The organism is Ereboglobus sp. PH5-5 (assembly GCF_029504805.1).
In the GTDB taxonomy this organism is placed as follows: domain Bacteria; phylum Verrucomicrobiota; class Verrucomicrobiia; order Opitutales; family Opitutaceae; genus Ereboglobus.
Genome location: NZ_JAQFIT010000004.1, coordinates 89336 through 101939, shown reverse-complemented (window position 1 = coordinate 101939; position 12604 = coordinate 89336). Strand labels below are relative to the sequence as shown.

7 protein-coding genes and 1 CRISPR repeat array are annotated in these 12604 nt (G+C 56.6%); all 7 genes read left to right on the top strand.

The window, feature by feature from the left end; translation table 11 throughout:
* The first annotated feature begins 12 nt into the window (after positions 1-12).
* The 7 genes from cas1 to creB all read left to right on the top strand — a co-directional run bounded on the left by cas1 (position 13) and on the right by creB (position 12600).
* Positions 13-936 carry a type II CRISPR-associated endonuclease Cas1 gene (gene cas1 / locus M2103_RS03645; protein ID WP_277508805.1) on the top strand — a complete coding sequence of 308 codons (924 nt, stop codon included), beginning with the start codon at positions 13-15 and terminating at the stop codon, positions 934-936.
* Positions 897-1232, top strand: a complete 336-nt coding sequence (cas2, locus tag M2103_RS03640) for a CRISPR-associated endonuclease Cas2 (RefSeq protein ID WP_277508804.1) — start codon at positions 897-899, stop codon at positions 1230-1232. Before cas1 ends, cas2 begins: the two co-directional genes overlap by 40 nt.
* 39 nt (positions 1233-1271) lie before the next feature.
* Positions 1272-5985: direct repeats of the CRISPR family, unit length 37 nt; unit sequence GATATTCTCCACCGAGGTTTTGGAATCAAGGCAAAGC.
* A 195-nt stretch (positions 5986-6180) separates the two neighbouring features.
* Complete coding sequence (locus tag M2103_RS03635; RefSeq protein ID WP_277508802.1) at positions 6181-7131, top strand: ketose-bisphosphate aldolase; 951 nt, start codon at positions 6181-6183, stop codon at positions 7129-7131.
* 163 nt (positions 7132-7294) lie between these two features.
* Positions 7295-8419 carry an aminopeptidase gene (locus M2103_RS03630; RefSeq protein WP_277508801.1) on the top strand — a complete coding sequence of 375 codons (1125 nt, stop codon included), beginning with the start codon at positions 7295-7297 and terminating at the stop codon, positions 8417-8419.
* A gap of 167 nt (positions 8420-8586) precedes the next feature.
* Entirely contained in the window at positions 8587-11169 is a 2583-nt protein-coding gene (locus tag M2103_RS03625) for a DUF3516 domain-containing protein (RefSeq protein ID WP_345783537.1), read from the top strand.
* Between the two features lie 46 nt (positions 11170-11215).
* Positions 11216-11797: a phosphoribosylglycinamide formyltransferase gene (gene purN, locus M2103_RS03620; RefSeq protein ID WP_277508799.1), complete on the top strand. Its 582-nt coding sequence runs from the start codon at positions 11216-11218 to the stop codon at positions 11795-11797.
* A gap of 71 nt (positions 11798-11868) precedes the next feature.
* Positions 11869-12600 carry a two-component system response regulator CreB gene (creB, locus tag M2103_RS03615; RefSeq protein WP_277508797.1) on the top strand — a complete coding sequence of 244 codons (732 nt, stop codon included), beginning with the start codon at positions 11869-11871 and terminating at the stop codon, positions 12598-12600.
* The last annotated feature ends 4 nt before the right edge of the window (positions 12601-12604 follow it).

Here is a 12604-nt window from a genome sequence, read left to right as displayed (position 1 = left end):
ACTCGAAGCGCGATGTCCTACCATATCGTCAGCATCGATGCTCCGGAGGCCGACCTGACATGTCGCAATGGACAACTTGTTTGCAGCACCAAAACAGGCACCAGGCAGCTTCCCCTCGAAGATATAGCGGCCATTGTCATCACGAGTTTTTCGGCGCGCATACACAGTCATCTGTTTCTTGAGTCGGCAAAACAAGGCGTCGCATTGATCATATGCGAACGATTTCAGCCGGTCAGTCTATTGCTTCCCGCATGCCGATCCACCGACACTCTACTTACGCGCAAACACCTCACATTGTCACCTGCCGTGCGCGCAAGACTTTGGAACAAAACCATAGATGCCAAATGCGCCAATCAACTTGCGCTTGCCCGGCTCATCGCACCGGACTCCAATGCCACCAAAAACCTCGAACGTGCCAGCCGCGCCCGTTCCGCTCGCAAAGAGGGTGGTTGCGCAAAAATTTTCTGGGAAATTTTTGCGGAAGGTTTGCGGATCGAGGGGTTTGCTCGTGGCCGAAAACTTGGGGGGCTGAACGATTTGCTCAATTACGGATATGCCGTGCTGCTTTCGACGGTTCTTCAAAAGCTTTACGGTTTCGGTCTTGATCCGACAGTCGGCATTTCGCACGCCATTCGTGAACGCAGTTCGCCGCTCGCCTATGATCTCATGGAGCCGTTTCGCCCATGCGTGGACTGGCGTGTGTATCAATGGATAAAAGACCGTTCGCATGAAGAGGCATTTGCCGTGACAACCGAATTCCGACGCTGGGTTACCGGCTTTTCGTTGGAACAGGTGGATTATCTCGGCCTTGATCTTGATATACGCGGTGTGATCGAGGGCGTTGTGCGTGGTTTCCGGCAGTCCGTTTTGCATGAAACTGTGCGCCATTATCGGCCATGGATGTGGAAAAATTCAAAATGGGGTGGCTCGTCGTAGCATTCGATCTGCCCGTGCTCTCCAAGGCGCAACGGAAGGCGGCCACCGCATTTCGCGATTTCTTGCTCGATGATGGCTTCCAAATGATTCAATTCAGCGTATACGCAAGGCCGTGCGTTAGTTTTGCAAGGCAGGAAACCCATCTGGCCCGGATCAAAAATGTCACGCCGCCGGAAGGCAAGGTGCGGGCTTTTTTTCTTACGCGTTCGCAATGGGAACGGGCGTATGTAATTCACGGATCTCCGGCAAAAGAGGCTTCGGCGGAGAAAATGCCGGAACAAATTCAACTTTGGTAAACAAATAAGACCCTCATTAAGAGGGTCTTATCCGCAGCGGATATTCTCCACCGAGGTTTTGGAATCAAGGCAAAGCAGCTCTTTGCATCGCAACTTTGATACCTCAGATATTCTCCACCGAGGTTTTGGAATCAAGGCAAAGCTGTATAATTCCCCATGTGGCTGAGGCTGATGATATTCTCCACCGAGGTTTTGGAATCAAGGCAAAGCGCGCTCAAGGGAGTAACGCCCCGTCCAGTAGATATTCTCCACCGAGGTTTTGGAATCAAGGCAAAGCAATATCTCGCTGCGCATGGCGAGCAGGTTTGATATTCTCCACCGAGGTTTTGGAATCAAGGCAAAGCGAATCCTTTTTGAATAGTTATAATTAGAGCCGATATTCTCCACCGAGGTTTTGGAATCAAGGCAAAGCGAGCACAGCAGCATCCTCACGATGAGACCAGATATTCTCCACCGAGGTTTTGGAATCAAGGCAAAGCATGGAGCGCTGGCGTTGTTCGTCCTCCGTGATATTCTCCACCGAGGTTTTGGAATCAAGGCAAAGCAGCGTGATCGAGGTGAAACTGAGGTTGTGTGATATTCTCCACCGAGGTTTTGGAATCAAGGCAAAGCGCTGAAAAGCTGGATGTGCGTTTTGGCGGCGATATTCTCCACCGAGGTTTTGGAATCAAGGCAAAGCCGACGTAGTGGTAGCCGGCGGTGGCCTCGGGATATTCTCCACCGAGGTTTTGGAATCAAGGCAAAGCATCAAATTCATCCTCTCGAAGTTTCGGAACGATATTCTCCACCGAGGTTTTGGAATCAAGGCAAAGCTTATCTTCGCAACGTTAGCCATGCCAGCCGGATATTCTCCACCGAGGTTTTGGAATCAAGGCAAAGCGTCCGCCATGTTGATGGAGCCATCCTCCATGATATTCTCCACCGAGGTTTTGGAATCAAGGCAAAGCCCAAGAAAGGGCGGATTGACCGTGTTTGTTGATATTCTCCACCGAGGTTTTGGAATCAAGGCAAAGCTAAAGACGAATTGCGGCGTTACGGAAACACGATATTCTCCACCGAGGTTTTGGAATCAAGGCAAAGCATGGAACGGAAATAATTTCGTCGTTGGAAGATATTCTCCACCGAGGTTTTGGAATCAAGGCAAAGCGTGGGAGAGGCTGATGGTGCCGAGCGTGCGATATTCTCCACCGAGGTTTTGGAATCAAGGCAAAGCCCCGTTCGCCGGCGGAGGCTGCGGAACTCGATATTCTCCACCGAGGTTTTGGAATCAAGGCAAAGCCGCCATTATTGACGGGAGAAAAACGCAGACGATATTCTCCACCGAGGTTTTGGAATCAAGGCAAAGCTACGTTGCACGTTATTGCCTCAAAAAAATGATATTCTCCACCGAGGTTTTGGAATCAAGGCAAAGCCGCGCGTTCTGTCTAATGGAATGCGTGCGCGATATTCTCCACCGAGGTTTTGGAATCAAGGCAAAGCAAGCGAGCAACAGGCCAAAGCGCGAAGACTGATATTCTCCACCGAGGTTTTGGAATCAAGGCAAAGCGTAGAGTAAGGCCGGCCTCTCGACCGATTTGATATTCTCCACCGAGGTTTTGGAATCAAGGCAAAGCATCCCGGACATCGCCGCCCAAGTCCGCGCGATATTCTCCACCGAGGTTTTGGAATCAAGGCAAAGCTGAGTAGAATCGTGGTGTGGAGTGCCATGCGATATTCTCCACCGAGGTTTTGGAATCAAGGCAAAGCCACCGGGCCGAACTTGCTCGCCCGCTGCGCGATATTCTCCACCGAGGTTTTGGAATCAAGGCAAAGCCGAGGAACGCGGCGATCATGTCGCGCAAGTGATATTCTCCACCGAGGTTTTGGAATCAAGGCAAAGCATGGACAATCTCGGCGTCGCCATGAACGCGATATTCTCCACCGAGGTTTTGGAATCAAGGCAAAGCCTTTTCCGCTTGGCATTTCATCCAAGCCCGATATTCTCCACCGAGGTTTTGGAATCAAGGCAAAGCGATGGGTTCGCCATCACAAACCGGATTTTGGATATTCTCCACCGAGGTTTTGGAATCAAGGCAAAGCGGATGAGGGAGTTAAACTCCGGGTCGCCGTGATATTCTCCACCGAGGTTTTGGAATCAAGGCAAAGCCTTGAGCGCGCATTGCACGGCCTGCACATGATATTCTCCACCGAGGTTTTGGAATCAAGGCAAAGCTGGGAATACAACGTCCCGAAGCAGGGACGGGATATTCTCCACCGAGGTTTTGGAATCAAGGCAAAGCGAGGCGAAGGTTGCTCCGAAATACTTCTACGATATTCTCCACCGAGGTTTTGGAATCAAGGCAAAGCGGATTGCATCGACATGACGGGCGAGGCCGGATATTCTCCACCGAGGTTTTGGAATCAAGGCAAAGCAAAACCTCGTTTGCCTGTTCCCTTGCCACCGATATTCTCCACCGAGGTTTTGGAATCAAGGCAAAGCTGATAACGCGGTCGAAGCCGCGCGCGAATGGATATTCTCCACCGAGGTTTTGGAATCAAGGCAAAGCGGGAAACTCTTTTCGGAAATCTGCCACAAAGATATTCTCCACCGAGGTTTTGGAATCAAGGCAAAGCAACGGAAATTGACACGCGGACAAGTTCGGCGATATTCTCCACCGAGGTTTTGGAATCAAGGCAAAGCATTCGGCAAGCGCGCCGGACGGCGGTTCCGGATATTCTCCACCGAGGTTTTGGAATCAAGGCAAAGCTGACGTAGATTGCGGCCAGACCGAGTCCGAGATATTCTCCACCGAGGTTTTGGAATCAAGGCAAAGCATGCTCGCCGATTGCATCCTTAATCGCCTCGATATTCTCCACCGAGGTTTTGGAATCAAGGCAAAGCATGGTGACCTCGGGGGCGACGGGGGCGGCAGATATTCTCCACCGAGGTTTTGGAATCAAGGCAAAGCTGATTTTGACTTTTGTGTTATGGTTTAATTGATATTCTCCACCGAGGTTTTGGAATCAAGGCAAAGCGTGGCGTTGTCGATTGATTTGAAAACTTGGGATATTCTCCACCGAGGTTTTGGAATCAAGGCAAAGCCCGTCCCCGACGTCACCGAAGCCATCGTTTGATATTCTCCACCGAGGTTTTGGAATCAAGGCAAAGCATTAACGGCATAGTCCGCGCCGGCGGCACCGATATTCTCCACCGAGGTTTTGGAATCAAGGCAAAGCCGGCGGCTACACCGGCCCCGGCGGAAAATGATATTCTCCACCGAGGTTTTGGAATCAAGGCAAAGCACACGATCACAACAATTGGGGGACGCAAACGATATTCTCCACCGAGGTTTTGGAATCAAGGCAAAGCACCGCCTCCCCGCACTGGAGAGCTGCCAGCGATATTCTCCACCGAGGTTTTGGAATCAAGGCAAAGCATTGGAGAAGAAATGGAGATCAGCGACGATGATATTCTCCACCGAGGTTTTGGAATCAAGGCAAAGCGTCTCTCCCTCCATTATGTTGCTGAAAATGATATTCTCCACCGAGGTTTTGGAATCAAGGCAAAGCGTAGCGCGACGAAACTTTTGATGCGCTCAAGATATTCTCCACCGAGGTTTTGGAATCAAGGCAAAGCGTTGGACTCAAGCATGTAACCATCCTGACTGATATTCTCCACCGAGGTTTTGGAATCAAGGCAAAGCAGCGATGCGATTGGCCAACTCTCGGTTTTTGATATTCTCCACCGAGGTTTTGGAATCAAGGCAAAGCAGCGCGCGGACGAATAACGTGCGCAAAAGCGATATTCTCCACCGAGGTTTTGGAATCAAGGCAAAGCAAGGAACTGATTGCGTTAATCGAAGAGCGCGATATTCTCCACCGAGGTTTTGGAATCAAGGCAAAGCTCGTGAAGAATTCACCAACAGTCGTCTTTAGATATTCTCCACCGAGGTTTTGGAATCAAGGCAAAGCCGGTGAGCTTGAGAATGTCGCCGGGCTTGGATATTCTCCACCGAGGTTTTGGAATCAAGGCAAAGCCGTGAAAACGTGGTGCACCAATCGCTTTTTGATATTCTCCACCGAGGTTTTGGAATCAAGGCAAAGCGACAACCGATGCTCGTTCCAGCCCTGCACGGATATTCTCCACCGAGGTTTTGGAATCAAGGCAAAGCGTTTTATGTCCGCTGGCATTGTGTGTTTCCGATATTCTCCACCGAGGTTTTGGAATCAAGGCAAAGCGTCCTGCCCCTGCGATGCCGGGGCCGCCTGATATTCTCCACCGAGGTTTTGGAATCAAGGCAAAGCGGAGCATCGTGGCTCCAGTGCATGGCGGCAGATATTCTCCACCGAGGTTTTGGAATCAAGGCAAAGCAACATTGCCTTGGGCGTCGAGAATGCGCGTGATATTCTCCACCGAGGTTTTGGAATCAAGGCAAAGCTCTCCCCGTCAAGCTCTACAAGCGCGTTGGGATATTCTCCACCGAGGTTTTGGAATCAAGGCAAAGCCTCCGGCGATGACGAGCAACACCAAGCCAGGATATTCTCCACCGAGGTTTTGGAATCAAGGCAAAGCGTCTGGTATCGCCTCTACGGCTACATGGAGGATATTCTCCACCGAGGTTTTGGAATCAAGGCAAAGCTTCCGGCGATGACGAGCAACACCAAGCCAGGATATTCTCCACCGAGGTTTTGGAATCAAGGCAAAGCAACATTGCCTTGGGCGTCGAGAATGCGCGTGATATTCTCCACCGAGGTTTTGGAATCAAGGCAAAGCTTCAGTGTTGTCCACGCTCTTTATGCTGGGATTTTAAAAAATACCTTCAACTGCAACAGTTTTACCATTTCGGCACACAGGAGGAGGTGGCTATATGCAAAAAAACCCTTGTCGCACGGGCGCGGGGGCTTAACTTCTAAAACTTCGTCAAGTTAAACAGGCTTCGGCCAAATCAAAACCACCAACGCACTCATCATGATCGTTACAACCGCAGAACTCTTCAAACACGCCTACGGCAAATACGCCATCGGCGCCTACAATATCAATAACGCCGAGCAGACCATGGGTCTGTTCAAAGGCTGCATGGCCTCGAAGGCGCCTTTCATCATCCAGATTTCCAAGGGTGCGCGCAAATACACCGACAAGCTCATGCTTGAGGGCATGATCCGCTCCGCCGACACCATTTTCCCGGACGCCATCTTCGCCGTTCACCTCGACCACGGTGACGAGGAAACCTGCTACGATTGCATCAACTCCGGCTTCTACAGCTCCGTCATGATCGACGCCTCGCACGATCCGTTCGAGAAAAACGTCGAGATCACCAAGCGCGTCGTCGAGGCCGCCCACAAGAAGGGCATCTCCGTCGAGGCCGAGCTCGGCATGCTCGGAGGCGTCGAGGAGGATGTGAAGGTCGAGGACGGCGCGGCCACGCTCACCGATCCCGAGGAAGCCAAGAAATTCGTCGAGCTCACCGGCTGTGACTCGCTCGCCTGCGCCATCGGCACCTCGCACGGCGCCTTCAAGTTCAAGGGCAAACAATCGCTCCACTTCGATGTGCTCGAAAAAATCAAGGCACTCCTCCCCAACTTCCCGCTCGTCATGCACGGCTCCTCGTCCGTCCCGCAGGACGAGGTCGCGCGCATCAACGCCGCCGGCGGCCAGATCAAGGACAGCGCCGGTGTCAACGTGAACGAATACCTGCCCGCCGCGAAACTCGGCGTCACCAAGATCAACATCGACACCGACGGACGCCTCGTCTGGACGCGCGTTCACCGCGAATTCTTCCGCGACAAGCCGGCTGATTTCGACTTCCGCGCCCCCGGCAAGGTTTACATCGAGGAATACGCGAAGTTCATCGCCAGCCGCAACGAGCTCCTCGGCAGCGCAGGACAACTCGACGCCGTTCGCGCCAGCCTCAAGAAATAAGCAAAACCAACGCATTTCTTTGAAACATCTCACGCGACTCCGGCAACGGGGTCGCGTTTTTTTTCGACGGGGACGCTCCGCTCCGTGTCGCGACAATGCCGGGCGCGCCTGCGAGTTTCCCTCTTGCGCGGGTTCGTTCCGTCGCTGATATAATTTCCACACAATGCTTACCGATCCTCGCTTCACAAAACTCGCCCAAGGTCTTATTAATTTCTCCTGCTCGCTCAAAAAGGGCGAGCGGGTGCTCATCGACGCCTTCGATATTCCCGACGGAATGGTGATCGAGCTCATCCGCGCGGCGAAGGCCAGGGGGGCTCATCCCTACGTTAATATCAACCGCGCCCGCATCACGCGCGAGCTCACGCTCGGCGCCGAGGAATCCCAGTATGCCGCGCACGCCGAGGTCGAGCTCGCGCGCATGAAAAAAATGGACGCCTACATCGCGCTGCGCGGTTCCGACAATATTTTCGAGGCCTCCGATGTGCGCCCCGAGCGCGCGCAACTGGTCGCCCGGCTCATGCGTCCCGTGCTCCAGCATCGAGTGAACAACACCAAATGGGTCGTGCTCCGCTGGCCCACTTCCGCGATGGCGCAACAGGCGGGCATGAGCACCGAGGCGTTCGAGGATTTTTATTTCCGCGTCTGCACGCTCGACTATGCGCGCATGATTCCGGGCATGAGCGCGCTCGTGAAACTCATGACAAACACCGACCGCGTGCACATCAAGGGCCCCGGCACCGACTTGAAGTTTTCGATCAAGGGCATCGGCGCGGTGCCCTGCGGCGGTCTGCGCAACATCCCCGACGGCGAGGTGTATTCGTGCCCGGTCAAGGACAGCGTCGAGGGCGTCATTCAATACAACGTGCCCACGGTTTACCTCGGCTGTTCGTTCGACAAGGTGCGCCTTGTTTTCAGCAAGGGCAAAATCGTCGAGGCCACATCGACCAACACCAAGCGCCTGAACGAAATTCTCAATAGCGACGCGGGCGCGCGTTACATCGGCGAGTTTGCGCTCGGCTTCAATCCGCACATCCTGAACCCGATGAGCGACATTCTTTTCGACGAGAAAATCGCGGGCTCCTTCCACTTCACACCGGGCAACGCCTACGAGGACTGCGGCAATGGCAACAAGTCCCAAGTTCACTGGGACATGGTGTGCATGCAGCGCCCCGAATACGGCGGCGGCGAGATTTGGTTCGACGGCAAGTTGATCCGCAAGGACGGCATGTTTGTTCCCAAGTCGCTGCACAAACTCAACCCTGCCTACCTGCTCGGCAAGGGCAAGTGAGGTCATCTCGTCGCGCAGGGGCGTCGCAAGAACACGCGGCGCCCCTCGTGGCATCCGTTGCGTGAAACGCGGCGTTGCGCGCGGCGGCGCGCGGCGTCTTTGTTTTTCCCGTTTTGTCAAACGCACCGCTCACGCCACTTCCGCCGCACAGCTCCAACGACGCCGTCATGGAGCGGTTTCTCGACGCCATGTCCGCGCGCGGCATGACGCTTTACCCGGAGCAGGAGGAGGCGATTCTGGAATTGTTCGCCGGCAACAACGTCATCCTCGCCACGCCCACCGGCTCCGGCAAGTCGCTCGTCGCCGCCGCGCTGCATTTCAAGGAGCTCTGCGCGCACGCGCACGCCGCGCCGCGCCGCTCGGTTTACACCTGCCCGATCAAGGCGCTTGTGAACGAAAAATTCCTCGCGCTCTGCCGCGACTTCGGCCCCGAAAACGTCGGCATGATGACGGGCGACGCGAGCGTGAACCCGTCCGCGCCCGTGCTCTGCTGCACAGCTGAAATCCTCGCCAACATCGCGCTCGCCGGCGGCGAACGCGCGGAGTCGGTCGCCGCCGTTATCATGGACGAGTTTCATTATTACTCGGACAACGAGCGCGGCGTCGCCTGGCAAACGCCGCTGCTCCTGATGCCGCGCGCGCGCTTCCTGCTCATGTCGGCGACGCTCGGCAATACCGAGTCGATCGAGCGCGCGCTGGTGAAACTCACGGGCGCGCCGGCGGTCACGGTTCGCAGCGACAGCCGCCCGGTGCCGTTGCAATTCGAGTATTCCGAAACGCCGCTCACCGAGCGCGTCGCCGATCTGCTCGCGCTGAAACGCGCGCCGATTTACCTCGTGCATTTCACGCAACGCGAGGCGTCCGAAGCCGCGCAGGACCTGACGAGCCTCGCCAACATTTGCACGCGCGATGAAAAGGCCGCGCTCGCCGCCGCGCTTGAAAACGTCCGCTTCAACAGCCCCTACGGGCGCGACATGAAACGCTGGCTGCGCGCCGGCATAGGCGTGCATCACGCGGGCCTGCTGCCGCGCTACCGCATCCTCGTCGAGCAGCTCGCGCAGCGCGGCCTGCTGAAACTCATCTGCGGCACCGACACGCTCGGCGTCGGCATCAACGTGCCCATCCGCACGGTCCTCTTCACCAAGCTCTGGAAATACGACGGGCAAAAAGCCGCCATCCTCAACGTGCGCGATTTCCGCCAGATCGCGGGCCGCGCCGGGCGCAAGGGTTTTGACGACACCGGCCACGTGATCGTGCAGGCGCCCGAGCATGTGATCGCCAACAAAGTCGCCGCCGAAAAAGCGGCGAAATCCAGCGGCAAAAAGAAAAACGCGCCAAAGCAAAAAGCGCCCGAGGGCACGCCGGGCTGGGACGCCGGGACGTTTGAAAAACTCATGACCGCGCCGCCCGAGGGCCTGCAATCGCGCTTCGCCGTTTCGCACGGCATGCTGCTGCACGTTCTCAGCCGCGACGCCGACGGCTGCCGCGTGATGCGCCAGCTCATCGACGACTCGCACGAGCCCGACGTGCGCAAAAAAGCGCACCGCCGCCGCGCGTGGCAGTTGTTTCGCGCGCTGCTCGAGCGCAAAATCATCGAGTGGATTCCGGAGGATGCGCGCCCTGCGAATGGAAAAAAACTGCGCGTGAACGTCGATTTGCAGGACGATTTTTCGCTGCACCAGCCGCTCTCGCTCTACCTGCTCGACACGCTGCCGCTGCTCGACCGCGAATCGCCCGACTACGCGTTCGACGTGCTCACGCTCTGCGAAAGCATCGTGGAGAATCCGGAGATCATTTTGCGCCGTCAACTCGACCGGATAAAAACCGACGAACTCGCGCGCATGAAGGCCGCCGACATTCCCTACGACGAGCGCATGGCGAAACTCGACGAACTCGAATACCCGAAGCCGTTGCGCGAATTTTTATACGACACATTCAACGCCTTCGCCGCCGCGCACCCGTGGGTGGAAAACGAAAACGTGCGCCCCAAGTCCATCGCGCGCGAGATGTATGAGCGCTACCAGTCGTTCGCCGAATACGTGCGCGAATACGGCATCGAGCGCAGCGAGGGCCTGCTGCTGCGGCACCTTTCGCAAGTGTATAAAGTGCTCGCGCAAACCGTGCCCGACTCCGCCAAGAACGAGGATGTCCGCGAAATGGAAACGTATTTTCATGAGCTGATCCGCGGCATCGACAGCAGTCTGCTTGAGGAATGGGAAAAGATGCGCGATCCGAATTTCGCGGTTGCGGACGCGGCTGACAAGGACGGCAAACCCGCGCGCCCGTCGAGCTACGACATCACGAGAGACGCGGCCGCGCTGCGGCGTTTGGTGCGCGCGACGATCCTCGGCTTTTTGCAGGATGTGGCCGCGCGCGATTACGAGGCGGCGGCGGAACGAATGGCATGGCAAGGCGGCGCGGACATTCCCGCCTGTGCCGACGGCGAAACAACCCTCGCGCAAACTTTCCAAACCGCACAGACAGGAATGTCTGTGCCACCTTCACAAGCGCGTTTCATCGAGCGGCAATTCGCCCCGTATTTCGACGCGCGCGGACGCTTCCGTCTCGATCCCGAGGGCCGCGCCGCGAAGCACACGTATTTCGGCGACGACGGCGCGAGCATTGCGCAAGTGCTCGCCGACACCGACGAGCAAAACGACTGGGAGGCGCGATTCACTCTCGACCGCGAAGCCACGCGCCGCGAATCACGCGTCGTGCTCCGCTTCGACGGCGTGGGAGCGATTTCATAAAAAACGCTTTGTCGCCCGCGCGGCATCTGTTTCACTGCGCGGCAACATGCGAGTCGTCATTTTAGGTTCGGGCCGGGGCAGCAATGCCGAGGCCATTCTCAACGCCCTGCAACAAAAGCAGCTCGGCCGCGCCGAAGTCGTGCGGATTTTTTCGGACAAGCCGGACGCGGGCATCCTCGCGCACGGAGCCAAATACGGCGTGCCCGCCTCATTTTTAGATCCCGGTCCGTTCAAGACGAAATTCGACGATGAGGGCGAGGCCCGTTACATCGAGGCCATCAACGCATGCGAGCCCGACTTGATCGTGCTCGCGGGGTTCATGCGCATTTTGAAGCCGCGGTTCATCGACGCGTTCGCGAACAGGATTATCAACCTGCATCCGAGCCTGCTGCCGAGTTTTCCCGGGCTCGACGGCATCGGGCAGGCATGGCGGCGCGGGGTGAAGATCACCGGCTGCACGGTTCATTACGTGACCGCGGAGGTCGATGGCGGCCCGATCATTGACCAGGCGGCTGTGCGTATTGAAAAAACGGATACGCTTGAGTCGCTGGAGGCCAGGGTGCACGCCGCGGAGCACGCGCTGCTGCCCGCGGTCGTGGCGCGCTTGAGCGAGGAGGCAAAAATATAACCGCGCGAGGCGCGAGAAACGCGGGGGACGATGATTCCCGCGTTTTTTGCGACAGCCCCATTGCAAGAAACATGCAGCCTCCCGCCAATATTTTGATTGTCGAGGACGAGCCGGCCATCGCCGACACGCTTGTGTATGCGTTGCGCACGGAGGGCTTCGAGCCGGTGTGGCGCGCAACGGGAAGCGAGGCGCTTGAGGAACTCGGCTCCCGAATGTTTGCCCTCGTGATTCTCGACGTGGGGCTGCCGGATGCGAACGGGTTTGAACTTTGCAAAATCATCCGGCTGCGCTCGCCGCGAATGCCGGTGCTGTTTTTGACGGCGCGCAGCTCGGAGGTTGATCGCATCGTGGGGCTCGAAATCGGCGGCGACGATTATGTCACCAAGCCGTTCAGTCCGCGCGAAGTGAGCGCGCGCGTGAAGGCCATTTTGCGGCGCGCAAACATGGCGGCTCCCGCGCCGGTTTCATCGACGCCGTCATCAAGCGCGGCGCCGTTCCAGCAGGCCGAACGGCGTGAAACCGGTTTTGCGCACGACAGCGAGCGTTGCGAAATCCGTTACAACGGCGCGCGACTCGACCTGACTCGCTACGAATATCGTTTGCTCAAAACACTGCTCTCGCGTCCGGGGCGCGTGTTTTCGCGCGACGAACTCATGACACGCGCGTGGGAAGACCCCGGCGCGAGTCTCGACCGCACGGTCGATGCGCACATCAAAACCCTGCGCGCAAAATTGCGCGCGGCCGCGCCTGAAATCGATCCGATCCAGACGCATCGCGGCATGGGGTATTCGTTGAGGGTATGACGGC